24 protein-coding genes are annotated in these 25814 nt (G+C 63.4%); 10 read left to right on the top strand and 14 right to left on the bottom strand.

Features of this window, described 5'->3' with window-relative positions; all coding sequences use genetic code 11:
- Positions 1-399: 399 nt before the first annotated feature.
- The 4 genes from G5V57_RS30280 to gpt form a co-directional block, all read right to left on the bottom strand.
- Positions 400-1167, bottom strand: coding sequence for an outer membrane protein (locus G5V57_RS30280; protein ID WP_165172374.1), 768 nt, complete (start codon positions 1165-1167; stop codon positions 400-402).
- A 294-nt stretch (positions 1168-1461) separates the two neighbouring features.
- Positions 1462-2151, bottom strand: coding sequence for an outer membrane protein (locus tag G5V57_RS30285; protein ID WP_165172376.1), 690 nt, complete (start codon positions 2149-2151; stop codon positions 1462-1464).
- A gap of 495 nt (positions 2152-2646) precedes the next feature.
- Positions 2647-3384: an outer membrane protein gene (locus G5V57_RS30290; protein WP_165172378.1), complete on the bottom strand. Its 738-nt coding sequence runs from the start codon at positions 3382-3384 to the stop codon at positions 2647-2649.
- Positions 3385-3702: 318 nt separating this feature from the next.
- Positions 3703-4200 carry a xanthine phosphoribosyltransferase gene (gene gpt / locus G5V57_RS30295; RefSeq protein ID WP_165172380.1) on the bottom strand — a complete coding sequence of 166 codons (498 nt, stop codon included), beginning with the start codon at positions 4198-4200 and terminating at the stop codon, positions 3703-3705.
- Positions 4201-4314: 114 nt separating this feature from the next.
- Between gpt and G5V57_RS30300 the strand changes: the two genes are divergently transcribed.
- The gene (locus G5V57_RS30300; protein WP_165172382.1) at positions 4315-5139 is read left to right on the top strand and encodes a UDP-2,3-diacylglucosamine diphosphatase; all 825 of its coding nucleotides are present in this window, start codon (positions 4315-4317) and stop codon (positions 5137-5139) included.
- Complete coding sequence (locus G5V57_RS30305; protein ID WP_165172384.1) at positions 5096-6157, top strand: glycosyltransferase family 1 protein; 1062 nt, start codon at positions 5096-5098, stop codon at positions 6155-6157. Before G5V57_RS30300 ends, G5V57_RS30305 begins: the two co-directional genes overlap by 44 nt.
- Here G5V57_RS30305 and G5V57_RS30310 read toward each other — a convergent pair.
- The 5 genes from G5V57_RS30310 to G5V57_RS30330 form a co-directional block, all read right to left on the bottom strand.
- A complete protein-coding gene (locus G5V57_RS30310; RefSeq protein ID WP_165172386.1) occupies positions 6123-6884 on the bottom strand; it encodes a competence/damage-inducible protein A in 762 nt (253 codons plus the stop codon). The two genes, G5V57_RS30305 and G5V57_RS30310, sit on opposite strands and share 35 nt — an antisense overlap.
- Positions 6885-6943: 59 nt before the next feature.
- The gene (locus G5V57_RS30315) at positions 6944-7990 is read right to left on the bottom strand and encodes a dihydrodipicolinate synthase family protein (RefSeq protein WP_165172388.1); all 1047 of its coding nucleotides are present in this window, start codon (positions 7988-7990) and stop codon (positions 6944-6946) included.
- Positions 7991-8001: 11 nt separating this feature from the next.
- A complete protein-coding gene (locus G5V57_RS30320; RefSeq protein ID WP_165172390.1) occupies positions 8002-8835 on the bottom strand; it encodes a GNAT family N-acetyltransferase in 834 nt (277 codons plus the stop codon).
- Positions 8822-9871: an NAD(P)-dependent oxidoreductase gene (locus G5V57_RS30325; protein ID WP_165172392.1), complete on the bottom strand. Its 1050-nt coding sequence runs from the start codon at positions 9869-9871 to the stop codon at positions 8822-8824. Before G5V57_RS30325 ends, G5V57_RS30320 begins: the two co-directional genes overlap by 14 nt.
- A gap of 88 nt (positions 9872-9959) precedes the next feature.
- Positions 9960-10616 carry a TetR/AcrR family transcriptional regulator gene (locus G5V57_RS30330; protein ID WP_165172394.1) on the bottom strand — a complete coding sequence of 219 codons (657 nt, stop codon included), beginning with the start codon at positions 10614-10616 and terminating at the stop codon, positions 9960-9962.
- A 126-nt stretch (positions 10617-10742) separates the two neighbouring features.
- Between G5V57_RS30330 and G5V57_RS30335 the strand changes: the two genes are divergently transcribed.
- From G5V57_RS30335 to radC, 7 genes are all read left to right on the top strand, one after another.
- Positions 10743-11381 (top strand): cysteine hydrolase family protein, encoded by a 639-nt coding sequence (locus G5V57_RS30335; RefSeq protein WP_165172396.1) that lies wholly within the window; start codon positions 10743-10745, stop codon positions 11379-11381.
- Positions 11372-12319 carry an ABC transporter permease gene (locus G5V57_RS30340; RefSeq protein WP_165172398.1) on the top strand — a complete coding sequence of 316 codons (948 nt, stop codon included), beginning with the start codon at positions 11372-11374 and terminating at the stop codon, positions 12317-12319. Before G5V57_RS30335 ends, G5V57_RS30340 begins: the two co-directional genes overlap by 10 nt.
- A complete protein-coding gene (locus G5V57_RS30345; RefSeq protein WP_165172400.1) occupies positions 12316-13284 on the top strand; it encodes an ABC transporter permease in 969 nt (322 codons plus the stop codon). The genes G5V57_RS30340 and G5V57_RS30345 overlap by 4 nt, the downstream gene beginning before the upstream one ends.
- 24 nt (positions 13285-13308) lie before the next feature.
- Entirely contained in the window at positions 13309-14370 is a 1062-nt protein-coding gene (locus G5V57_RS30350) for a substrate-binding domain-containing protein (protein ID WP_165172402.1), read from the top strand.
- Complete coding sequence (locus G5V57_RS30355; protein WP_165172404.1) at positions 14370-15872, top strand: sugar ABC transporter ATP-binding protein; 1503 nt, start codon at positions 14370-14372, stop codon at positions 15870-15872. The genes G5V57_RS30350 and G5V57_RS30355 overlap by 1 nt, the downstream gene beginning before the upstream one ends.
- A 97-nt stretch (positions 15873-15969) precedes the next feature.
- Positions 15970-16797, top strand: a complete 828-nt coding sequence (gene map / locus G5V57_RS30360; protein WP_165172406.1) for a type I methionyl aminopeptidase — start codon at positions 15970-15972, stop codon at positions 16795-16797.
- Positions 16798-16803: 6 nt separating this feature from the next.
- Positions 16804-17505, top strand: a complete 702-nt coding sequence (radC, locus tag G5V57_RS30365) for a DNA repair protein RadC (RefSeq protein WP_165172408.1) — start codon at positions 16804-16806, stop codon at positions 17503-17505.
- A 15-nt stretch (positions 17506-17520) separates the two neighbouring features.
- Here the strand turns inward: radC and G5V57_RS30370 are convergent, their stop codons facing one another.
- Genes G5V57_RS30370 through G5V57_RS30380 form a run of 3 tightly spaced genes read right to left on the bottom strand, consistent with a single transcriptional unit; the run spans position 17521 to position 21324 of the window.
- On the bottom strand, positions 17521-18264 hold the full coding sequence (locus G5V57_RS30370; RefSeq protein ID WP_165172410.1) for an aspartate/glutamate racemase family protein: 744 nt from the start codon (positions 18262-18264) through the stop codon (positions 17521-17523).
- On the bottom strand, positions 18264-20003 hold the full coding sequence (locus tag G5V57_RS30375; protein WP_165172412.1) for a M28 family metallopeptidase: 1740 nt from the start codon (positions 20001-20003) through the stop codon (positions 18264-18266). Before G5V57_RS30375 ends, G5V57_RS30370 begins: the two co-directional genes overlap by 1 nt.
- Positions 20004-20028: 25 nt before the next feature.
- The gene (locus G5V57_RS30380; RefSeq protein ID WP_206530121.1) at positions 20029-21324 is read right to left on the bottom strand and encodes an MFS transporter; all 1296 of its coding nucleotides are present in this window, start codon (positions 21322-21324) and stop codon (positions 20029-20031) included.
- Positions 21325-21441: 117 nt separating this feature from the next.
- On the opposite strand from G5V57_RS30380, the gene G5V57_RS30385 reads away from it, so the two are divergent.
- Positions 21442-22431: an Lrp/AsnC family transcriptional regulator gene (locus tag G5V57_RS30385; RefSeq protein ID WP_165172416.1), complete on the top strand. Its 990-nt coding sequence runs from the start codon at positions 21442-21444 to the stop codon at positions 22429-22431.
- Between the two features lie 19 nt (positions 22432-22450).
- Here G5V57_RS30385 and G5V57_RS30390 read toward each other — a convergent pair whose 3' ends face one another.
- Together G5V57_RS30390 and G5V57_RS30395 are read right to left on the bottom strand one after the other, a co-directional pair.
- Complete coding sequence (locus G5V57_RS30390) at positions 22451-24151, bottom strand: SulP family inorganic anion transporter (protein WP_165174331.1); 1701 nt, start codon at positions 24149-24151, stop codon at positions 22451-22453.
- Positions 24152-24303: 152 nt separating this feature from the next.
- Positions 24304-25716: an MFS transporter gene (locus G5V57_RS30395; protein WP_165172418.1), complete on the bottom strand. Its 1413-nt coding sequence runs from the start codon at positions 25714-25716 to the stop codon at positions 24304-24306.
- Positions 25717-25814: the final 98 nt, after the last annotated feature.

Consider the following 25814-nt stretch of genomic DNA (forward strand, 5'->3'; position numbering starts at 1 on the left):
TATGCCTGCACGTCACATGGAATGCATCGCTTGGCGTAATTAACGGCCTGATTACCATCCCTGCCCCGCGCTCGGCGCCTCAGCGATGGCGTGACGTAAGGACATCACAGCGTAAATGGGGCGGCCCTATCCGGGAAAATCGACTGGAGCGGCCGAGTGCCGAAATGCCGGAATCCGACTCGCCTCGCATTTTTCGCAAAGCAATGTTGCTTTATAACCACAGAGCCGGGCCAAGCTCGGCTCCAGGAGGAGCGCGCATGCTGTTTCACTTTCGCATCAAGTTTCCGACATGTATCGACTGGAGGATGGCAATCTCGCTCTCACCGGCAAGGCGCATGACATTTCCGCAACGAAAAGGGCCGCCTTGCGGCGGCCCAGTTTTAGGAGGGTCAATGAGAATTAATAGAGAGCGCCGAAATGCCAGGACAGGCCGGCGCGCACCGCATGGAAGGTGTTCTCGAACTCGAAATCTCCATTGACGCCAGGAGAGTCTATGTCGAGCTTTGTATCACCGAGATCCGTATAGCGGTATTCGATACTGCCGCTCAGCTCGTCGGTGAAGGCATATTCAAATCCGCCGCCGAGCGTCCAACCCCATTGCGTATCGCTCCCGGATTCGTCGTTCAGAACATCGGACCGGAACTTCATCTCGACACCACCGACCGCCAGGCCGCCCGTCAAATAGATGAGCGAGCGATCCATCGCATAGCCAAGCCGCAGTCTGAGCGATCCGAGCCAGTCAATGTCCTTCTTCGCTTCGCCGATTGGATCCGTAGCGCCATCAGTCAGGAAAACATCGGTTTGTCCCGACAGATCCGCGAACTCGATATCGCCTTCGAGGCCGACGAGGAAGCTGTTGACCTCCCAGTTGTAGCCGGCATGGGCACCGCCGAGCCAGCCATCGATGCCGATCTGGCCGTGCTGCGACGGATCAAGGATGACATCTTCGTCATCGGTATCGAAGATGCTGGAAAACAGGACAGGCGGAGGAGCCTGGGTCAACACATCGACATCGGGCTTCACATCATTCTCGCCCCAGCCATAGCCGCCCTGCAGGCCGACATAGGGGCCGGTCCAGTCATAAGGCGGCTCGATGATATCGGCGGCCTGTGCAGAGCCGATCATCAGAACCGAAGCAGTGCCGGCGAAGAGTATATTCTTGAGCATGTAATTCCCCTCCAGTGCAGAGGGAGATAAGACGTGCGATCACCGGGCGGATCAATAGATCAACATGCACATCATGCAGATTTGCGCGCGACTGTGGCCCAAGAGCCACATCTCACATGCAATTTTAAGTGAAAATGCGCGTAAGCTGCATCACTTTGATACGCCCTTACGGAGATCCCCCTTGTCTGAGCAGCATCGGCACGCTCCGGGATTCTCTCGGCATCAGGTGAACTTGCCTTCAAGAAATAAGGGCCCGAAATCGGGCCCTTTTTCAAGTTCAACGGAGGAGCAGCTTCAGAATTCGCTGAGGCCGCCGAAGTTCCAGATGATCGCGGCGCGCACCGTGCTGCTGTTGGCATCGATGTCAAAGTCGCGTCTGGTATCCGTGTCATCGGTGACGTTAAAGTTTGCACTGCTGAAATCGTCGTAGATATATTCAGCGCGCAGTATGAGCGAGTCCGACACGGCCCAGTCGATGCCCGCACCGATGTTCCAGCCCCATTGCGATTCGGTACCGTTACCAAAGTTAGTATCATGGTCAAGTTCGAGGTACGACGCGCCGCCGGCTATAAACGGCATGAAATCGCCAGCTGACCAGCCGAGGCGAGCCCGGATATGGCCGTTCATGCCGGTGTCGACATTGAGACGGTCGCCGGCTTCGCCGAGATCATTGATGAAATGGCTGCCATTGGCATCAACCCAGCCAAGGTCGCCCTCGACGCCGAATACGATGCAGTCGCTCTGGAAGTTGGCGCCCACAAGACCGCCGCCTACGAAGCCGTCGCCGTTGAGGTTCTCATTAAGGTTCGTGGGGAAGTCGTTCGATTTTGCGTCAATATTTGCCCAGAGCCAGCCGGCATGGGCACCGATATAGAACCCGGAAAAATCCCTGCAGGCCGGTTCTACGATGTCTGCGGCACTGGCATAGCCCGCGGTCCCGAACGATACTGCCAGAGCGAGTGCGACGGACAATTTCTTGATCATGTAGGTCCCCATAGCTAGAGCTGATCCCCTTCTTTGCAACCGAAGAGCTGAACCTGCTCTGGACTGCAACTGAGGCCATTAGAAACCTACGGTCGCACGGAATCAACATTGACGTTACGTACGGTTGCGTTGTTTCTACTGGAGTGTTGCCATAAATCCACAGATAGGGAAGCGTTGCTGCCTTAAATTGTGTCATATCAGGGCAGGCATCCTGTAATTGCCGCCCCAATCCCAGAGCATTATCTTATTGTTGGATAATATTCTTAGCTCGGTCGCATTAACGCGATCGAGGCTCCGCCTCGATTTATGAATCAGCTCAGGCGCAGCTGCCAATCGGCGCTGGGAACGCGAGCTGTACCCGGACAAATTGTCCAAATGTGGCAAAATGAGCCTGCCCCGTCAGCCCTCGGGTGATAACTCCGCCCCTTCAAGCCGAAGGGCCGCTTTGCAGCGGCCCTGTCGCCTGATTCGGATAATTCGCCGCTGATGCGGACTTTACTGGGCGAAATACCAGCTCAGACCGACGCGCACGGCATGAAAGTCGTTGTCGGTCTCGCCGTCGACGCCAATGCCATCCTCGGTCTCGACGCGCACATCGGTCTTGCCGAGATCGGTGTAGCGATACTCGACACGGGCGCTCAGATCGTCGGTCAAGGCATATTCAAGGCCGCCGCCGATCGTCCAGCCCCAGGCGGTCTTGCTATCATCGTCGTTGGAGAGTCCGACATCGAGCGCCTCTTGGCTCAGATCGGACTCCAGGCTTACGCCGCCAACCGCCAGACCGCCGGTCGCATAGACGAGAGCGCGGTCGAAGGCGACGCCGGCGCGCAAGCGCAGAGAGCCGAGCCAGTCGATTTCCTTCTCGCCCGTGCCGCCGTCCCCCAAAGCCCCATCATTAAAGACGATGTCCACGTCGTCCTTCATATCGGCATATTCGATGTCGCCTTCGATACCGTAGACGAAGCTGTCGGACTGCATCAAAAAGCCGGCATGGACGCCGCCGACAAAGCCGTTGGCATTGAAGTCGTCGACATCAAGCGAGTCGATTACGCCGATGAAGTCCGGATCAATGTCGGTTTCGACGTCGGTCTTGCCCCAGGCATAACCGCCCTGAAGGCCGATATAACCACCCGTCCAGTCATAAACGACCGGCGGCGCCTCGACGTCGGCGGCCTGAGCCGCTCCAATCACCAGAACCGAAGCCACACCAGCCAGAAGCGTTTTCTTGAACATGCCAGTCCCCTATTTGTCCGTTTCACACATTAAACCGGCGACTGGCGCAAGACTCAATAGCTTCCTCCTCGTCAAAAGTGTTTTTATTCTGCAATGTGACAAAACTGCCACATCTCCTTCCGGCTCTTGGCGTAGACGGTGGCGAAATGCACGTTCGTATCTTTCTCCCAACACGGCCGCGCACAACTGAAGAGAGCGCCATTTGACGCTTTTGCAACTTTAACAAGAAGCCAATGCCTGATGTGCCGGCGAGCAGACAGCTCAGGCGATGTCCGACGAGCTTGGAGTTGCGTCGACGAAAGGCGGCCTTACCGCCGCTCAGACCTTGGCGCCATCGCGAATGGGCGGTGTGAAGGCAAGCCCCATGTCCCAGGGCAGATAGATCCAGGTGTCCTGGCTCACCTCGGTGACGAAAGTATCGACCAGGGGACGTCCTTCGGGCTTGGCATAGACGGTGGCGAAATGCGCGTTGGGCAGCATGGCCCGCACCGCCCTGGCGGTGGCCCCGGTATCGACCAGGTCGTCGACGATCAGAACATGCCTGCCGCCGTCGCTGCCGGCGATACTGTCGCCGACCGCCTTCAGGACCTGCAGCTCGCCCTGCTTCTCATAATCATAGGAGGCGACGCAGACCGTCTCGATGACCCTGATGCCGAGCTCGCGCGCCACCACGGCCGCCGGCACGAGCCCGCCCCTGGTGATCGCCACCACCGCCGAGAACGGCCCTTCCCCATGCAGCCGCCAGGCCAGGGCCCGCGCGTCCCGGTGGAACTGGTCCCACGAGACCGGAAAACTCTTCTGCCACTTTTCGTCCATGACGAACTCCGCGTTTTTCCGTCTTATGCCGCGCCGTCCCGGCCGGCGCAATCGGCCGTCATGATACCTTCACGGGAGTCAGGCCTAAGGGCGCCATAACCGGGCAGCCTGGCCATGAACGCACATTCGAGACCCACGACCCGCTATCGCGCCATCTTCATCTCCGACATCCATATGGGGACGAAGCGGGCACAGACACGTTTACTGCTGGATTTCCTGCGGGTCACCGAGTCCGACTGGCTCTATATAGTGGGCGACCTGGTCGACAACTGGGCCCTGGAAAAGGCCTGGTTCTGGGATCAACTCCATAATGACCTGATTCAGAAGATCCTGCGCAAGGCCCGCAAAGGCACCAAGGTCATCTATATACCCGGCAACCACGACGACAAGTTCCGCGATTTCAGGAATTTGCGCATGGGCCGCGTCGCGGTGCTGGAGGACGCCATCCACCATGCCGCCAATGGCAAGCGTTACCTGGTGCTGCATGGCGATAAATATGATGGCGTGGTGCGCTACGCGCCATGGCTCGCGCGCCTCGGTGATCGCGCCTACGAGATTTCGATGCTGTTCAATGCCCTCGTCAATCGCGGCCGCCGCCTGTTCCGCCTGCCCTACTGGTCGCTCTCCGCCTATCTCAAGCTCAAGGTCAAGAAGGCGGTCGAATTCATCTCGCATTTCGAAGACGCCGTGGTGCGCGAGGCCCGCCATCGCGGCGCGCAAGGCGTCATCTGCGGCCATATCCACACGCCCGACGACCGCATGATCGGCGACATCCACTATCTCAATGACGGCGACTGGGTCGAAAGCTGCACCGCCCTCATCGAGCATCACGACGGCCGGTTCGAGATCATCGAATGGGCGAAGCTGCGCGACGCTTTGCTGCTGGAGAGCGCACATGCGGATAGCCATCGTAACGGACGCCTGGTCCCCGCAGGTTAACGGCGTCGTGCGCACCTTGCGGGCGGTCTCGGCCGAGCTCGAAAGGCGCGGCCATGTGGTGCATGTGCTCTCGCCCGAAGGCCGGCGCACCGTGCCGATGCCCTACTATCCCGAGATCCGGCTGGCGCTGACCGGAGCTGGCGCACTCGGCCGCGAGATCGAGGCCCTGGCACCAGATGCGATCTATATCGCCACGGAGGGCCCACTCGGCTGGGCGGCCCGGAGCTTCTGCCGCCGCGCGAACATCCCCTTCACCTCGGGCTTCCATACCCGCTTCGCCGATTACCTGGCCCTGCGCCTGCCGATCCCCGGTCTCGTTCCGGCCTCCTGGTCCATATTGCGCGATTTCCACAAGGCCAGCCGGTGCGTGCTCGTGCCCACGCGCAGCATCGCCCAGGACCTCGAGCGGCGCGGCTTCGGAAATCTCAAAATATGGACGCGCGGCGTCGATCACATGCTGTTCCAGCCGGGCAAGCGCGCAAGGCTCGATTATCCCCGCCCCATCATGCTGCATGCCGGCCGGCTGGCGCCCGAAAAGAACATTGAAGCTTTTCTCAAGCTCGACCTCCCCGGCACCAAGCTTATCGTCGGTGACGGGCCGCAGCGGCGTGAGCTCGAGAGGCGTTTCCCCGATGCCGTCTTTCTCGGCTTCCGCTTCGACCGGGAATTGGCGCGTTTTATGGCTTCGGCCGACGTCTTCGTCTTTCCGAGCCTCACCGACACATTTGGCCTCGTGATGCTCGAAGCCATGGCGTCAGGCACGCCGGTTGCCGCCTTCGATGTGCCGAGCCCGGTCGACGTGGTGAAGGACGGCGTCACCGGGGCGCTCGACAAGCACCTGAAGCTCGCGATATTGCGCGCCCTCACTCTCGACCGCGACAATGTGCACGAAGCGGCGCGTGGCTTCACCTGGGAGCACACCGCCGATATTTTCGAGGATAGTCTCAGGCCCGTCTCCGGGCCGATTACGCCTCAGGCTGAGATCACGACCAGCCTCGCACCTTCCCGTTCTTCGTGAGTTCGACCGCCATCTGGCGCACCTCGTTCATCGCAGTGGCCAGCGCCGCCTGGTCACGCGAGCGCAGCACCAGATTGGTGGCGAAGCCCTGCGGGCTCTCGAACGGATAGGAGCCGATAACGACCTGCGGGAATCGGTCCTGAATCTCCTTCAGGGGTTTCGCCACATCGCCCTCGCCGCCCTGGATCGTGATGGTCTGCGAGATAACGGGCGCGCCGCGCTCGAGCCTGGGCGCTACTTCCTCCATCATCGCATTCATGACCTTTGGGATGCCGGCCATCACGAAAACATTGCCGATCTGGAAGCCCGGCGCCTTCGACACCGGATTGGCGATGAGGCTGGCGCCCGTGGGCGTCCGCGCCATGCGCAGGCGCGCTTCGTTCGGCTCGCGCCCGATCGTCTTGAAATGGGCAAGCAGGATCTCGACCGCCTCCGGATGATGATCGATGGCAACCCCGAAGGCCTTCGCCACCGCATCGGCGGTTATGTCGTCATGGGTGGGACCGATGCCACCGGTGGTGAAGACATAAGTGTAGCGATGCCGGAGCGCATTCACCGCCTGCACGATTTCATCCTCGATGTCGGGGACGACGCGCGCCTCCTTGAGGTCGATGCCGAGCACCGTCAGATAGTCGGCGATGAAGCCCAGATTTTTATCCTTGGTGCGGCCGGAAAGGATCTCGTCTCCGATCAGGAGGACGGCGGCGGTGGGAGCTTGCTGTGCCATGATGCGATAGCTCTGCCATCGCGCCGTGGCGCTGTCAAAGCTCTAGCCGTCGACACTCGCTAATCGGCGAGCCAGCGCTCCAGATTGGCCGCGACGAAGGCATCGTCGTTGAGTTCGGGATAGAGCCGATAGACCCGGTCGATCGCTTCCGCCTGCCCCGGACTCAGATCCTCATGGGGATCGATGCACCAGCGCCCGGCAAGAAGGCCCTGGCGCCGCAGCACCTCATGACATCCGGCGATGACGCCATGGAAATCATTCGCCGCATCGAAGAAAGCGGCGTTGCTGTCGGTGACGGCACTGTCGAGGGCCAGGAGCTCCTTGGCGACCGCTGGCGCGCGCCGCGCGGCCTTGCATTTGGCGAGCAGCTCGACGGCGGCGCGCGTCCACACGCACCAATGGCCGAGTAGGCCGCCGGAAAACCGCGCCTCGCCGGCCTCGGTGCGGAACGGCAGGATGAGGTCGAGCACGATGTGATCGTCATTGCCCGTATAGAGCGCAACGCGCCGCAACGCCTGGGCGGCGGCGATGCCTTTCACCACATCCAGCGTCGCATAACGGTTGAAGGGCGCCACCTTGATGCCGATGACATTCTCGATGCGCGCGAAACGCTCCCAGAAGCTTTCCGACAGCGGCATGCCACCGACCGCCGTCTGCAGATAGAAGCCGACGACCGGCATTTCCCGGGCGATGGCCGCGCAATGCTCGACGAGTTCGTCCTCGCTCGCCCCTTTGAGCGCCGCGAGACCGAGCAGCACGGCATGATAGCCGAGCGCCCGCGCCAGGCGTGTTTCCTCCAGCGCCTGCGCCGTGCGGCCGACGGCGCCGGCGACCTTCAGAAGCGGGCGTCCGCTCCGCGCGGCGGCGGTCTCGGCGGCGAGCTCGAGCACCGGGCGATAGAGTCCGACCTCGCGTATCGCGAACTGGGTCGTATGCACGCCCACCGCGATGCCGCCGGCGCCGGCATCGATGTAATAGCGCGTCAGCGCCTTCTGGCGGCGCGGGTCGAGCCGGCGATGCTGGTCGAGCGCCAAAGGATGAGCGGGAATGACCATCCCGTCGCGAAAACTGTCCAGAAGTGCGGCCGGAATCTCTTGCCAGTTCATTTGATTTTTCCTCAACCGAGTTCGGGACCAGCGATGGCCCGCATCCGGGCCGGATCGCCAAAGGCTTCGCGGCGCCCAAGCGCCATGCGGCTGAAACCGCGTTCGACGGTGAAGCCGTGATGCGCGAGCGTCGCGCGCAGGATCGTCTCCCGATCAGGCACGTCGATGAGCACCGGCCCGTCGACAGCGGCGATCGCCTCATCGAGAAGGCCGGCCGCCTGCTTCGCGGTCGGCGCCACGATCGGGCCGATCTGCGTCGCCGTGCGTCCTCTACGCGACAGCAGAAACGCGTCGTCACGGCGAAGCGCCAGCGACCGCGGCCGCCCCAGGAGATCCGCCAGGATGGCGGACCGGTCGGCGCCGAAGGCGGCGAGATCGGGACGCTTGATGTCGTCGATGCCGATGGCCGCCTCGGCCGATAGAGAGCCGGCGCCACCGCCCGCTCCGCGCCAGCGCGAGATCGGCTCGACATCGTGGAAGCCGAGCCGCAGATAAACGGCGCGTCCTTGCGGCGTGGCATCAAGCATGGGAGTCAGATCACGACCTTCAAGATAGGCGATCAGATGCCCGAGCAACGCGGTGGCGAGCCCGCGATGGCGGTGCGTCTTCGTCACCAGCACCATGCTGATCCAGCCGAAATGCGGCGGATGCGGCAGCGCCAGACCACTGGCGACCAGCCGCCCGTCATCCTTGATGCCGAAAGCCTTGCCGAGATCGAGCATCATCGCCCAGTCGGCGGCGACCTGGTTCCAGCCGGCTTCGGCGCTGAGCTTCACGGCATCGGCAATGTCGCCGCCGGCGAGAGGAACGATCCGCCGGTCGCCTTCCGTTTCAATAGGCTCCATCGCGGACCTCGAAGCCCGTCGGCTTGGTGAGGCTCGGCATGGCACGGCTGACCCAATCGGCCACCCAGTCTACCATCTGCAGCAGCGGCACCTTGGGATAGCCGAAAAGTCGGAAGGCTTCGGCGGCATTGTTGAGCCATGCCGTCGGCGCCTCTTCACCGACGACATCGGGCTTCTTGCCTAGCCGCTCACCGAAACGCTCGGCCAGCCAGCGCGCCGCGACGAGTTCGGGCCCGGTGACATTGAGGGGCGCGATCGGTGTCTGCGCCTGCGCGAGCGCGCGTAGCGCCATCGCATTGGCGTCGCCCTGCCAGATCACATTGACATAGCCGGTGGTGACGTCGATAGGCTTGCCGTCGCGGACCTTGACGGCGACATCGTGCAGAACGCCATAGCGCAGATCGATCGCATAATTCAGGCGGAAAAGCCGCCCGGCGATGTTATTGCGCTCGCACTGCCACTCGATCACGCGTTCGCGCCCGACACAGCTATTGGCATACTCACCGGGCGGCGTCAGCGGCGCGTCCTCACCGGCGCCGCCGCCGGTGGCGGGCACGAAGGGATAGACGCAACCGGTCGAGAAAGCGACCAGCCGGCAGTCCCGGAGCGCCCCCGCGACCTGCGCGGCGAGCAGCGTGTTCGTTGCCCAGGTGCGCGCCGGCGCCTGCATCGCACCGAATTTGAAGCCCGTCATCAGTACGACATTCTTCGCCTTCGGTATCCCCTTCATGGCATCCGGTTCGAGGAGATCGGCTTTGATGGTCTCGATGCCCTGGGCCGCGAGAGAGGACTGAACGGAAGCGTCGGTGAAGCGCGCGACGGCATAGACCGTCTTGTCGGGCGCGGCGCGGCGCGCCATGCGCGCGAGCGTCGGCCCCATCTTCCCGCTGGCGCCAAGCACGAGAATGTCGCCATCGAGTTGCCTGAGATCGGCGATGACATCGTCATCAGGCCGCGACAAGACCTCCTCAAGCTCCTCCACATCCTTGATCGCACTGGGAATATCGGTCCGCGGCCTCGGCCTGCTTTCGTTCATTCGCTTTGTCCTGAGATATCTAACGTATCAACCAGTTAGTTGATTTTGTTTGCGAGAGGTAGGAATGTCAAGCTTGAGATTGCTTCGGTCAGCGCGCCCGGATGGCGTTCAGCACAAAATCGACAATATGCGCACGCCGCTCCGCGATCGCCCCTTCGGCGCCGAGAGGGCGATTGAAGATACGACTTAGGGTGTGGACGTTGGCGAAGTAGAAGAACGCCATCCCGGCGATCGACAGATAGATGTGGAGAGGATCGAGCCCTTTGCGGAAGATGCCCTCGGCGATGCCCCTGGCGAGCGTCTCGCGCAGCAGATCGATGATCGGACGGTTCATCTCCTCGACTTGCGCCGAGCCTTGCAGATGACGCCCGGCATGCGCGTTCTCATCTGCGATAAGCGCAACAAATTCCGGATGTTGCGCCAGATAGTCAAAGGAAAACTCGACCAGCCGGCGCATCGCCTCCTCGGCGGGGAAACTGGTCAGATGCAGCTCCTGCTCGCGTTCGCGGATCTCGCGATAGATGTCCTCGAGCACCGCCGTGTAGAGCCCGTCCTTGTTGCCGAAATAGTGGTAAACCAGCTGCTTGTTGATCCCGGCGCGACGCGCGATGTCGTCCACCCTGGCGCCTTCGAGCCCACGCGCTGCGAAGGCTTCCTTGGCTGCGGCAAGCAGCGTCTCGCGCGAGGTGATGCCGAGCGCTTCCTTGCGGCGGCGCGGCTTGCTGGCGGTCTGAGTTTCGGTCATTTCTCAACCAAACAGTTGGATGTGATTGACTCTCGTTTTAACCTACAGCATGCTGCGCAGGCAAGGTCGGCCCATGAAAAAACCCGGAGGCCGACCACCGGAAAAACTGGGGAGGAGAAATTGGCCGTGCCGGTGGTCCACGCAGGACATGTCCCGCCGAGCGAGCGCCTGCGCGCTCCAGCGCTCCTCGTCATCGACATGCAGAATGATTTCGTCCGTCAGGCCGCGCCCCTCGAGGTCCCCGATTCACGCGCCACCATCGCGCCCATCCGGCGCCTCATCGAGGCATTCCGGGCTCGCGCCAGGCCGGTGATCTTCACCCGCTTCCTCACACGCGAGGAAGAGTGCCTGATGTGGTTTTGGTCGCCGCAATGCTGGCCGGACGTCAAAGCCTGCTGGAGGGGACACCAGCGCGCCTATGCCGATATCGAAGGCCTGCGTGACTGCAGCGCGGTGATCGACGAGCTTGCCCCCGGAGACGGCGAGACCGTCATCGACAAATATGGCTATGGTGCCTTCCACGACACCGATCTCGACCAGCGGCTGCGCGCGCAAGGCGTGCAGTCGCTGCTGGTGACCGGCACCGTCACTCAGATTTGCGTCGAAGAGACCGCCCGCGAGGCCTTTCATCACGACTACCGTACGACGATCGTCGCCGATGCGGTCTCTTCCTATGCTTCCGATCTCCACGCCGCGACGCTCAAGAATTTCGCATCGAAGTTCGGCTGGGTCGCCGACACGGACACGGCACTGTCATGGCTCTAGCTCCCAAGCTTGCACGAACGGGCCTGGAGGCGATCGGCATCTGGGTTCTGCTGCTCGCCGCGGGCCTTGCCGCGGCCATCGCTCTACCGCCCTTCCGCGATCCGGCCAATCTGGCCAACATTCTGCGCCAGTCGAGCGTGCTCGGCCTCCTCGCCATCGGCCAGACCTTCGTGATCGCCGCCGGGATGATCGATCTGAGCGTCGGCATGATCGCCGGGCTCGTGGTGGTGCTCGCCTGCCTCATCCTGGGCGGTGACCCGTCGCTGACCCTAGCGGTTGTGCCCTTGATGCTCGTCCTTGGCGCCGCCATCGGCATGGTCAACGGCACTCTCGTCAACCGCCTCAACCTGCATCCCCTGATCCTGACCTTCGGCATGCTGTCGATCCTGCAGGGCGTCATCTTCACCATCACCGACAGAAGCGTCGGACAGGCCTCGCCCGTCCTGCAAGCGCTCGCCAATGACGACATTGCCGGCATCCCGATCTCGGCTGTCCTGCTGCTGCTCCTGACTGTCTTGGCCCAGACTGTCTTTGCTCATTCGCGCTTTGGCTATCATCTCGTGGCGGCCGGTGGAAATGCCGAGAGCGCCCGGCGCGCCGGCGTCAATGTCGCGGCGGTGCGACTGTTCTCTTTCGTCATCTCCGGTGCCTTTGCCGCCCTTGCGGGCCTGCTCCTCGCCGGCCGCCTGGGCACCGGCTATCCGTTGGCCGGCAGCGGCCTCGAGCTTGATTCCATCGTGGCTGTTGTTCTGGGCGGCACCGCGCTCGCCGGCGGCCGCGGCAGCGTCGTGCGTTCAATCGGTGGCGTTCTCGCCCTCGCCCTCATCTCCAATGTACTCAATCTGCTCGCGGTCTCGGCCTTCGTGCAGATGTTCATCAAGGGCATGATCGTCGTCGCCGCCATTCTCCTCAACCAGCCGCGGCGGGTCGAGGCATGATGGCGCTCTCTGCCAGCCGCGGTGACGCCGTCCGGCACTTCGCCGCGCGCTACGCCATCTTCGCCGTCCTGCTCCTCGTCTACGGCCTCGCCATCCTGGTCTCCGAGGCATTTCTCGAACCTTCTTATCTCTTCAACGTCCTGCGCCAGGTCGCCCCTATCGGCATCGCCGCAATCGGCGTCACCTTCGTTATGATCCTCGGCGGCGTCGACCTCTCGATCGGCGCGGTTATCTCGCTCACCTCCGTGCTTTGCGCCGTGCAGATGAATGGCGATGCCGGCAATCTGCCCTGGGCGCTCGTCACCGCCTGCGCCGCCGGCACCCTCATTGGAACGCTGAATGGACTCGCCGCCGCCTTCACCCGCGTCTCGCCCTTCATCCTGACGCTCGGCACCGGCATCGCCGTGCTTGGCCTCACTCAGATCTATTCGGGCGGCACCGCGCGGGGCATCGTGGCACCCGGCTTCCGGGAATTCTTCAACCACCGGCTGTTCGGCAGTGTGCCGGTCCTGGCGCTCGCCTTTCTCGGCCTCGCCGCGATCGGTCTGATCGTCCAGAACACCACACTCTTCGGACGGAGGATCTATCTCATTGGCAGCAACCGCGGCGCCGCCCGACTTTCGGGGCTTCCGGTCGCGCGCACCATCGTTCTCGCTTACGCGCTGTCGGGATTCTTCGGCGCCTTGGCCGGCATTGCCCTGCTCGCCCGCTCCGGCGTGTCGAACACGCTGTCCGGACAGGGGCTCGAATTCCAGGTGCTGGCGGCCATCGTCCTGGGCGGCACCACATTCGAGGGCGGTCGTGGCGGCATCGCCGGCACGGTCGCCGGTGTCCTCGTCCTCGTGATCGCCTTCAACCTCGTGAATATCAGCGGCCTGCCCTACCACATGCAGCTCGTGGTGATGGGCGTCATCATCATCCTCGCCTCGGCGGTGCATGGCGGGCTGAATGCCAGAAGCGCGTAGAACCACAAACAAGGGAGAAGGAATATGAAGATTGCCCGACGTCCATTCCTCGCTTTGAGCACGCTTGCCGCGCTCGGCTTCGTGAGCGTGCCTGTCCTGGCCGACCAGTCCACCGACAAGGCGCAGACGGCGAAGGCCGCCGAAGCGGTTGACACCACAAGGTTCAAGAAGGACGGCCCGTACAAGATCGGAGTATCGGCCGGCTATCTGTCCAACTCCTGGGTGGTCTTCGCGCTTCAGCATGTGCGCTGGGAGGCCTCGAAGCATCCCGAGATCACCGAAGTGATCGTGACCGACGCCGCTTTCAATCCCGCCAAGCAGGTCGCCGATATCGAGGACCTGCTGCGCCAGAATATCAGCCTGCTCATCTACTGGCCGGTCGACGACAATGCCATCGCCGAAGTGCTGAAGCGGGCGGTCGCGGCGGGCATCCCGACGGTGCAGGCGGGCGGCGGCTTCACTGACAATCCGGGAACGATCTCCAACGCCTATATCAGCCAATGGCAGCTCGGCGAGATGGTGGCGCGCCGGCTGATGGCCGATCTCGGCGGCAAGGGCAAGATCGTCGCCATGCTGCCGATCGCCGGCACGACGGCGGCGGTCGACCAGCTCGATGCGTTGCAGACCGTGCTCAAGGAATTCCCCGATGTCGAGCTCGTCAGCACGGAATATGGCGACTGGAACCGCGCCAAGGCGAAGCAGATCACGGAGAATCTGCTGCAGCGCTTCCCCAAGATCGATGGCGTCTTCTCGCCCGCCGGCCAGATGTCGATCGGCGTCGCCGAAGCCTTCGACGAAGCCGGACGCCTCAGCGAAGTGATCATGTCGCCGGGCGATGAATATAATGGCTGGCTGAAATGGGTCGCCAAGCATCAGCAAGGCGGAGCCGTCACCTTCCCGACGCGGGCCGGACAGGAAGCGGTGAAGATCGGCGTCGATATCCTGAAAGGCACCAGCGTCACCCGCGGCACAGCCGTGCCTTCGGTCTACATAGCACCTGCCGATATCGGCAAATATGCCGACGAAAAAGCGCCCGACGACTGGTGGGCGAGCGAGTTGCCGGCGGACTTCCTGCCGAAGCAATAATGGGCGGAACCGCGGCATCACTGCTGACGGTCAAGGGCCTCACCAAGCGCTTTCCCGGCGTCGTGGCCCTGGCCGGCGTGGATCTTTCCGCCGATGCCGGGGAAGTCCACGCCCTTGTCGGCGCCAATGGCGCCGGCAAATCCACGCTCATGCATCTGATCGCCGGTGCGCAATCGCCGAGCGAAGGCGAGATCCTCATCGGCGGACAGGCGGTCAAATTCGCCAATCCCGCCGCGGCACAGGACTCGGGCATCGCCACCGTCTATCAGGAATTCAGCCTCGTCCCGCAGCTTTCGGTCGCCCGCAATATCTTTCTCGGGCGCGAGCCACGCGGTGCCCTGGGCCTTATCGACCGGCGGCGCTTGCTGGACGATACAAGCTCCCTCCTCGATCGGTTCAGCCTCAAGCTCGACCCCGAGGCCGAGGTCGGCGCATTGAGCGTCGCCGAGCAGCAACTCGTCGAGATCGCGCGCGCTTTGTCGCTGTCAGCGCGCATCCTGATCCTCGACGAGCCGACCGCGGTTCTCTCGCTCGCCGAGCAGGACAATCTCTTCACCATCATCCGCCATCTCAAATCGCAAGGCATGCTGGTGCTCTACGTCTCGCATCACTTGCGCGAGGTGCTGGCCATCGCGGACCGCGTCAGCGTCTTGCGGGATGGCCGGAAGGTCGCGACCCGGCCGGTGAAGGGCCTGGCGCTGCCCGAGCTTATCGAACTGATGATCGGGCGCAGTGGCGCCTTTACCCGTATGAGCCGGGACACCGCAGTGGCCACGGGCCCCGCATTCCGCATCACCTATCGCGCTGACAAGAAGGAAAGCGGGCTTACGCTTCAGGCTGGCGAGATCGTGGGGCTGGCCGGACTGGTTGGCGCCGGGCGAACCACCTTCGCCCGCGCTCTCAGCGGAAAACACCGCGACACCGCCGTTGTTGCGGTCGAACAGGATGGTCGCAAATTCGATCTTTCCTCACCGGGCAGAGCCATAGGCCATGGCATTGTCTATCTCACCGAAGATCGCAAGCGTGATGGCATCTTCTCGGGCCTCAACATCATCGCCAATGCGACCGCCGCCGCCTTGCCCGCCTTGCGGCGCGGGCCCTTCCGCGACAGAACCAGGGAGCGCGAACTTGCCGGCCATATGCTGCAGCGCCTGCAACTCGTCGCCGCGAGCCTCGACACGCCGATCGTCAAGCTGAGCGGCGGCAACCAGCAGAAGGTGCTGATGGCGCGCGCTCTGCTCACGGCGCCGAAAATGCTGATCTGCGATGAGCCAACGCGCGGTGTCGATATCGGCGCCAAGACCGAAATTCACGAAATGCTGCGCCGCCTTGCGTCCACCGGTGTCGCCATCATCGTCATTTCCTCCGAGATCGAGGAGCTTGTGGCCGTGGCCGACCGCATCGCCGTCATGCATCAGCGCCGGTTCGTCGCCGAAATGCCCGCGAGTGCCGCCAACGAAGCGAACATCCTTCTGGCCGCCTCCGGCGGAAACACCGCTTGAAATCAAGGACTTCTCACATCGCTTGGACAAAGCCGCTCAGACCTTGCGTAAGCCTGTGACTTGCCGAGCCTGATATTCCTCATTATGTAATGCCGTCATGACCTATGTTACCGCCCAAGAAGGCACCGAAGGCCGCACCGGCCAGATCAAGCTGCATGGCCCGGAAGGCTTCGCCGCCATGCGCAAGGCCGGCCGGCTGACCGCCGAGGCCCTCGATCTCCTCGTTCCCCTCGTCAAGCCGGGTGTCGCCACCGAGACGCTCGACCGGGCGATCGCCGAATTCGCCCGCGACAACAAGGCGGTACCCGCCTCGCTCAATTATCGCGGCTTCCCCAAATCCATCTGCACTTCGATCAACCATGTCGTCTGCCACGGCATTCCCAATGATAAGGCACTGCGCGAGGGCGACATCGTCAATATCGACGTGACGCTGATCGTCGAAGGCTGGCATGGCGATGCGAGCCGCATGTACCGGGTGGGCGAAGTGAACCGCAAGGCCGAGCGCCTGATGGAAGTCACCTTCGAGAGTCTGATGCGCGGCATCGGCGCGGTGAAGCCCGGCAACAAGACCGGCGATATCGGCCATGCCATCCAGGCCTATGCCGAAGGCGAGCGTTGCGCGGTGGTGCGCGATTTCTGCGGCCACGGCCTCGGCCGCCAGTTCCACGATCATCCCAATATCCTGCATTATGGCCGCGCCGGCGAAGGCGTGGCACTCAAGCCAGGCATGTTCTTCACCATCGAGCCGATGATCAATCTCGGCCGCCCGCATGTGAAGATCCTGAGCGACGGCTGGACGGCGGTCACCCGCGACCGCTCGCTTTCGGCGCAGTTCGAGCACACGATCGGCGTCACCGAGACCGGCTGCGAAATATTCACCCTGTCGCCCAAGGGACTCGACTACCCACCCTCCGCGCAAAACTGAGACAAGATGAAACGGGGCCTGTCGGAAGATGACGCGAAGCCCCATCATCTGGGACACCGCGAGCGCCTGCGCGAGCGCTTCCGCTTGGGCGGCGGCGAGGCCCTGCCCGATTACGAGCTGCTCGAGCTCGTTCTATTCCGCGCGATTTCCCGCCAGGATGTGAAACCGCTCGCCAAGGCACTCATCGCCCGCTTCGGCAGCTTCGCTGAGGTCGTCGCCGCCACTCCTGAGCGGCTGAAGGAAGTGCCGGGTGTCGGCGAAGCGGTGGTGACCGAGCTGATGATTGTCCATGCCGCATCCAAACGCGTCACCAAGGGTGAGATCAACCGGCGCACGCTGCTGGCCTCGTGGAACGCCGTCATCGATTACTGCCGCGCCGCCATGGCCTTCGCCGAGCGCGAGCAGTTCCGCATCCTGTTCCTCGACAAGAAGAACGGCCTGATCGCCGACGAGGTGCAGGGCGAAGGCACCGTCGACCACACGCCGGTCTATCCGCGCGAGGTGATGAATCGTGCGCTCGAGCTGTCGGCGAGCGCCATCATCCTGGTCCACAATCACCCATCGGGCGACACGACCCCCTCCATCGCCGATATCGACATGACGCGAAAGCTCATCGACGCCGGCGACAAGCTCGCCATCAGGGTGCATGACCACATCATCGTCGGCCGCAATGGTCATGCCAGCTTCCGCGGTTTGAAGCTGATCTGACGGGTCGCCCGAAAATCAGTAGATCATGCCCTTGGGGGTCGGGAAGGCATCTTTGCTCGGCCGCAGGCGGCTGCGCACCATAAGTTCGGCCGCATGCAAGGCGGTCCGGACCGGATTGACCACAGGCAGGCCGGTTCGTTCCTGCAACTCCTCGCCAAGATCGAGGAACCCCATGGTCATGCAGCCGAGCACAAGCGTGTCGGCACCTGCCCGACGCAACCAGTCGGCTGCGCCCACGATCCGCGCCAGTGTGTCCCCCGCATCATGGGCAAGCGCCCGCGGCTCCTTGCCGACCAACTCCACGCCGGCCAGACGGTCGCGCAAGCCAAGGGCTGCCACCAAGCGCCGTGCCGGATTCACAAAAAGCGGCGAGGTCGTGATGATGCCGAATCTGTCGCCCAGCATCGCGGCCACATGGCATGCGCTTGCCCCCGGCCCGATGAGCGGCAACCGGCACAGGCGCTCGCGCAGGCCATCGAGGCCGGGATCGCCGAAACAGCCAAGAATAGCTCCGTCATAGCCGTCCGCTTCGGCGGCCACCAGCGCGCGCGCCGTCGGCCTGACCAGCAGATGTCCCTCATAGGCCGTCTCGAAGGAAACTGGTCCCTCAGGCGCACGCCCCGGCTCCGTGGTGTCGACGACATCGATCTCGACGTCCGGAGCCGCCCAGCCGCGCAGGATCGCCGCGCGCCGCTGCAATTCACCGCCTCCCCCATCGGTCGCCGACAGCGGTCCGGGATAGACATAGATCAGTCGCATCACGCGGTCTTTCGGGTCGCTGCCGCGCTCCGCACAACGGCGCGCAGCCGGTCGTCGATATAGTTGCGCCGGCGCCGCAGCGTCACGAGCGCCGAGGCCCGCTGTGCTTCATCGAGCTTGCCGAGATCGCGCGCCAGCGCCAGCTGCGGAATGGCCGGAAGAGGTATGGCGGCATCATGTGCGTAGACGCCTGAGCCCGCATAAGCGAGCTCGATCAGCGGCCGCATGGCGTCACTCGTTTTCCGCAATTCGTCATCGGATTCGTCCGGCTTGCGTCGTCTGTCTGCTTCGAGCGCCGTGAGCGCGCGCGATGCGGCTTCGGCCAGCGTGATCGTTCCAGAGAGGTCGAACCACGGCGTGCAGAGCTCCGCCAGCGCGCGCAGTTCCGTGACAAAGGCTTCGGCCTGCCTGTCGGGCCGCAACGGCGCCACGGCGGCGCAAGTGAGGTCCGCCAGGGTGCGTCCATAGATGCGGCCGTCACGTTCGAGCAGTTCGGCATCGAGCTTGTCCAGCGTATCGGCGACCGTATGCCACCACCAGCCGAGACCGCCCGTGCGGCTGCCGGCCACGAGTCCGCCGAATGCGCGCGATGTCAGAGTGTCCGAGGGCGGCTGTTCGGACAGAGCCATGAACAGCGAAGGAACGCCAAGCTGCACGAAAGACTGATCACCGGCGCGCACCACCCGGCTGCCGACGAAGGTCTGTCCGGATTCCGTCGCGATGGCACGGGCGCCGCAATCGAGAGTGGACGGCATGGCCACCGCATCGGTCAACACCGTGGCACCCTGACCGCCGACTGAATCGATATTCACATGCGCAATGCAGCGCGTCGACAGATCGTGATGAAACTCGTCCGCATACCAGGCCGACCCGGCATAGCGTCCATGCGAATGCCCGGACCAGAAGGCGAGCCGCAGGCTGCGGCGCATCGCCGGCCGATGTTTCGCGAGCTCGCGCGCGACGCCGACCATGACGGCATTGGCCGAGCCGTTGTCCATGGCGCCGAGATGCCAGGAATCGAGATGCCCGGAAAACAGGATATAGGGCGCGGAGGATTGATCGAGGCCGTCGATCCCCGGCGGGCAGAGATCGGCGATGAGCAGCGGCAGGCGGCGCCAGCCGGTGTCGACCTCGGCATGCACGGTGATGGTCTTCGCACCCTTGGCAATCAGGCTGCGCAACCGCTCGCCCACCTCCTGCGTGACCGAGACGACGGGCGTGCGCGGCAATTTCGCGAAATCTTCCGGCGCCGGTGATCCCCACACGGCCGACACACACATCTCATGCGTGAGCTCGCCGCAGATGAAGATCTGCGCGGCGGCCCCTGCCCGTTCATTGCGCGAAACCAGCCCATGCATCGCAATGCCGTCGCAGATGAGCACGGCCTCCGCCGCGTCCGGGCCGGGCGCGTTCCAGCCGATATCGGCCGGGCGAGCCTGGATGCCGGCGGGCGGCGTCGCGGCCGAGAGCGAATGGGTGATGGCGGGAAGCTCTTCACTTCCCACCACGATCCGTGCCTTGAGCGGCAGACTGACATAGCCCTCATGATGCATGAGCCTGGTGCGCAATCCAGCTGCATCGAGCATGGCCTTGATGGTCTCGAAGCTGCGCGCCTCCTCGGCGCTGCCGCTCAGGCGCACCTCGCGCGAGATGGCGGCTGTGAGCTCAAGGAGATCGTTGCCGCTCAATCTCGCGGCGACGGCATCGGCAATATCCTTGGCGCTGGACTGGTTCGTCATCGTCCCGGACTCCTTCGAGTGTATTTCAGTTGAGAGGTTTGTCTTTGGTTTCGGGCATCGTGAGATAGACGATCATGCCGATGACGTTGATCGCTATGACATAGACGAGGAACAGGTGCCCCGATCCCTGGCTGTTCAGCCACTGGCTGAGATAGGGCGCGGTGCCGCCGAACACGGCGACGGCCAGTGCATAGGGCAGCGAGACGCCCGCCGTGCGCACTTCGGCGGGGAACTGCTCCACCATGATGGCGCAGGAATTGGCCCCGAACAGCGCATAAAGGGCGATGCCGGCAAGCTGCACGAACAGGATCGACTCGAAGGAGCCCGTCATGCTGGTGAGCAGCGGCCAGGTCAGGAGCGCGAAGCCCGCCGCCGCCATGAACATGGTGGCGCGCCGCCCGATCCAGTCCGACAGCAGACCGCCGAGCGGCAGCAGGAACAGAAGCGCCGCGAGCGCGATCGTATTGGCCTTGAGCGCATCGCTGAGACTCGCCTCGACGGTGCTGCGCGCGAAGGTCGGCAGATAGATGATCCACATATAATAGACGACGGTCGGCGCGACAGTCACCAGCACTACCCTGAGCATGGCGCGCGGATGCCGCTTGATCGCCTCCAGCAGCGGCGTGCGGACTTGACGTCCTTGCGCCTTGGCGGCCGCATAGCTCTCAGGCTCGGCGATCGAGCGGCGCAGCCACAGCCCGACCACGCCGAGCACGGCGCCGATGATGAAGGGTATGCGCCAGCCATAGGAGGCCATGTCCTCGGCGCTCAGCACGCTCGTCAGCAGCGCCGCCATGGCGGAGGCGAGCAGCGTGCCGCCCACCACCGATACCTGCTGAAAGGATCCGACGAAAGCGCGTCTGTTGGGCGGCGCATACTCCACCATGAAGGTGGCCGAGGAGCCGAATTCGCCGCCGGCGGAGAAGCCTTGGAGCAGCCGGGCAAAGACAAGCATGATCGGCGCCAGGATGCCGATCGCCTCGGCATTGGGCGTGAGCCCGATGATCAGAGCACCGGCCGACATCAGGAAGATGGTCAAGGCCAGCGCGTTGCTGCGTCCGAAGCGGTCGGAATACGACCCGATGATCGCCGCCCCCAGCGGTCGCATGAAGAATCCCACCGCGAAGACGAGCAATGTGGAAAGCAGGCTTGCGGTTGGACTCGAGCTCGGGAAGAACTGCTGCGCGAATATCGGCGCCAGGAAGGCGTAAGCGGACCAGTCGAACCACTCGACCAGATTGCCGATACCGCCGGCGAGGATCGGCTTGATCCGGCCCGTCTGTTCCGCGCCCTGCGCCCGTTGTGTGGCCGAAGTCTCCATTGCCGCCCCCTGACTGCTGAAATCTTGCATAATGTTGATATTTTTGACGATATCCTGCATATATCATCACAATTATGGAGGAGTCCAGCAGGGACGACTCTGTTGGGAGAAGGTGTCATGACGGCAACCGCACAGCTGGACAGTGTTGAGCGAGCCATCGTGGCGGCGCTGCATATCAGCCCCCGGGCACCTTGGGAGCTCATCGCGCGAGCTCTTGGCGTCTCGGAATCGACCGTGGCGCGGCGTGCCCAGCGTTTGCTCGCGTCCGGGCTGGTCACCGTGGTGGGCATGACCGAGGAACCGCGCGGTAGCCGCAGCCTGTCCGCCTCGATTCGCCTTGCCTGCAAACCCGGCACGGCGGCGAAAGTGGCGAGGACGATCGCAAAGGATCCGCAAGTACGCTTCGTCGGCCTCCTCACCGGCCCGTCCGCCTGTCTGGTCGAGGCGGTCGCACCGGGCCGTGAAGAACTCATGTCTTTCATCGAGCAACGGCTCGCGACGATCGATGGCGTGCTGCAGCATGCGAGCCGGATCATCCTGCGGAGCTTCACGGGCGCCTATGCCTGGGACCCGGGCATACTCGATGCGAGGGCGGCCGCCGAGATCAGGAAAGAGTCCATGCTCCCGGCGTCCAAAGGCACCGAGGCGGGAGATCACGGTAAGCTCGATGTCCAGGAATCAGCGATCCTTGGCGCCCTGCGCGGGAACGGCCGGATGTCGGTGCTGGAGCTCGCCGCCGCAGCCAATACCAGCCCCTCAACGGCGAAGCGCCGCATGGACGCCCTCCTCGAACGCGGCATTCTCCACTTCCGCACTGTCGTCGAGCCGTCGCTGCTCGGTTTCGACGTGGAGCTGATGATGTGGCTCGACAGCGACAGGTCATCGCTGCGCCAGACGGCCGACACGCTCGCGGCTCACCCCGCTGTGCGCTATCTCATCGCCACCACAGGCGACACGCCCCTCTTCGCCACGGCGGTGCTGCCTCACAATGATGATATCTTTGCCTTCCTGACCGACGTGATCGGCACCTTGCCCGGCGCACGCAATGTCGAGACGCAGCTCCTGCTCGGCGCCTCGAAGCGTCACTGGCATCTGACACCGGCTTGAGCGACGGCTGCCTTCGCCATCAAGGTGCGACATGCTCCTTCGTATATCTGCGGACCGCGGCTTCGATCGTTGGAACGAAGAACTCTTCTCCGAATTGCGCGAACAGGCCAAATCTCTTGAGCTTGTCCTTCACGGGGTCTTTCAGCTCGGCGAAGCGCAACTCGATCCCCATTTCGCGCAAGCTGCTGTTCAGTTCGGCCAGCGCGTCGGCCGCGGTGACATCGACGCTGGTCACCGGTTCCGCCGCGACGACCAGCCACCGTGCCGGCGTCGGCGAGGCAGCCGCCGCGGCCAGCACGCGCTCCTTGAAAAGCTCCGCATTGGCGAAGAACAAGGGGGCGTCCCACCGGAACAGGACGAGGCCGGGTATGCGCTGCGCATCGGGATAGCGTGTGATGTCATGATAGCCCTCGACGCCCTCGGCATGTCCCAGAACGGCCGAATGCGGGCGCCAGCCGTCCCAGAGGAACTCGATGACCGCGATCACGATCGCCAGGCCTATGCCTGGGATCGCGCCGAATACCGCAACCCCTATCGTGCAGACGATGGAGAGCCAGAACTCCCATGGCTGGATGCGATAGATGCGGCGCAGATCGGCGAATTCGAACAGCCCGATGGCGGCGGCGATCACGACCGCCGCCAAGGCGCTGTTCGGGAGATGCTCGAGCAGGTTCGGCGCCGCCAGCAGCAGGAGCACGACGACCAGCGCACCGATCACGCCCGTCATCTGGGTGCGGGCGCCTGCAGCCTCCGCGACCGGCGTGCGCGAGGAGCTGCTGCTGATCGGGAAACCTTGAAAGAAACCGGCGGCCAGATTGGCGGCGCCGAGGCCCACCATCTCCTGGTTGGGGTCGACCTTGTCTCCCATCCGTGCCGCATAGCTGCGCGACAGCACGCTGGTGTCGGCGAAGGAGACCAGAGCGACCGCGAAGCCTCCAATCAGGACGGGAACGATATCTGCAGTGGTGATCCACGGAACGTCGAATGCCGGCAACCCCCGCGGCAACGGACCGAGGACGGACACACCGGCGCGTGTCCCAAGATCGAGCAATCCCACCACGGCGGTCGCGACGACGACAGCGATCAGGATGGCTGGCACGACCTTCCTGCGTTTGAGAAGCAGGATGATCGCCAGTGTGCCTGCCCCCACCGCGAAAGCCGTCCAGTTTATCTTTCCGTTGAGGACCGCCGTGGCGATCGCCCAAAGATTTCGCAACGGCCCATCGCTCTCGATCGAGAAACCGAGAAGCTTGGGCAGCTGGCTGATCAGAACCGTGAGCGCAATTCCGTTCATATAGCCGTAGCGGATCGGCTTGGAGAGAAGTTCGGTTACGAAGCCCAGGCGCGCGACGCCGGCCATGATGCACACGATTCCGGAAACGACCGCCATCGTCGCCCCCAGCGCCACGGCGCGTTGCGGATCGCCGGCCGACTGCGCCAGCACCACGGCAAGAATGATCGGAGCCAGGGACGAGTCCGGTCCGAGGACCAGAATCCGGCTGGGGCCGAGCAATGCGTAGACCAGCAAGGGTATGATCGTGGCGTAGAGACCATTTATGCCCGGCAGGCCCGAAGCTACCGCATAGGCGATCCCCACAGGTACCAGCATTGTCGCCAGGACCAGCCCGGCCACGAAGTCATTGCGCAGCCACGCCGCCTCATACCGACGCAGAGTATGAAGCCCTGGCAACCATCTCATCCAACCGGCCTGACCCGACATCATGGATACCTTGGCTTCGGTGTGACCAATATTCTTTATTGACAGAGCCGGCGGAGCTTTTTGATCTCCAAGTCCCAGGTACGTCCCAAAAATAAGAGAATTCGAGATAATTCTTACCCAACGTACCGCGCTCGAAGAAACCGACGCAATATCTATCTGCGCTCGTCTTTGCCAAGGGCGCGTGCGGCGGAGAAGACGCCGATCAATGGCGCTATCGCAAAGACGGCGAAGAGCCAGAAGGCGGCGTTCTGCGTGCCGGCATGGCCGCCCGGATCGGTAAGCCCGGCGAGATTGACGACCATGCCAGCGAGCGCTGAGCCCAAGGCGGTGGCGAAGAGCTGCACCGTGGTGATCGAGGCGGAAGCAAGATCCTGCTCGCCCGGCGGGGCCGCTTGCAGGATGCGCGTCAAAAGATGTGGCCAGCTGATACCTACCCCGGCGCCAACCAATATGAAGGCGGCGGAGAGTGGCCCCAGCACCAGCCATTCTCCCTGGCTGCCGCCGGGCATGAGCAGCGCCAGGAGGATCATGCCGGACAAAGCGACGACGGGCGCCAGCCGCACCGCCTTCTCGGCGCGCCGGCCCTGATTGCTCGAACTCATGATCGATCCCATGGTCCAGCCCACCGACATGAGGACGGAGAGATAGCCGGCGATCAGCGGCGTCTGCGCATGCAGCACCTGCAGGAAGAGCGGGATGAACATCTCGCTCACGGTCACCGCTATGGCCAGCACCGAAATAGTGACGAACAGCATGCAAAGCGGACTTGAAAGACGGAAGGCGCCGCGCGGCAGAAGGCGCGTCTCGGCCCTGCCCTCGATGAGAACAAGGATTGCGACAAGGAAAAGCGCGGCCGCGATGCCGGCAATATTCCAGACCAGCTTCGGATTGACGCTGCCGAGCGAGACGACGAACACCGCGAGGATCAGAAGCGCCAGTTGCGGCACGGCCAGCCCCGGCTTTTCATCCGTATCCGGACTTCTTCCAGGCAGGATGGCGAAGGCCAAAGCGGCAAAAAGCCCGGTCGTCGGCAGCACCGCCCAAAAGGCCATGCGCCAGCTGCCGAGTTCGGCAAAAGTGCCACCGATGGCGGGACCGGCGAGCGTCGCCACTCCCCACATGCCGGAGACGACAGCCATCGCGCGCGGCCAGAGAGCCTGCGGAAAGACGAGCCGGATCATCGCATAGGCGAGCGCGAAGAGAAGACCGCCGCCAAGGCCCTGGACGAAGCGCCCGAGCAGCAGAATGGGCATGCTGGGTGCCAGCGCGCAGATGAAGGTGCCGAGGCCGAACAGTCCTGCCGCCACGACATAGGCGCCGCGCGGGCCCGACACCGCGAGCAGATTCGCCGACAGAACCGACCCGATGATCGAGGCGACGATGAAGAGCGTGGTGTTCCATGCATAATAATCGAGCCCGCCGATCTCGGCGACGACGGACGGCAGGATCGTCGTCGCGATATAGACATTGATCGCATGCAAAGCGACGCCGCCGGCCAGGGCCAGCGAACGTATGCCATTGCTGCCGGAGAGCAGCGCGCTCCAGCCGATCTTTTGTTCCGTCATCTCGAGATCCCGGTCGATTATGCCGGGCGCTTTTAGCCCGGAAGATCGCCATTCCACCAATGCATTTGCGGCATGGCGCCCGACGACTATCATCGATC

The sequence above is a fragment of the Nordella sp. HKS 07 genome, from assembly GCF_011046735.1.
Classification (GTDB): Bacteria; Pseudomonadota; Alphaproteobacteria; order Rhizobiales; family Aestuariivirgaceae; genus Taklimakanibacter.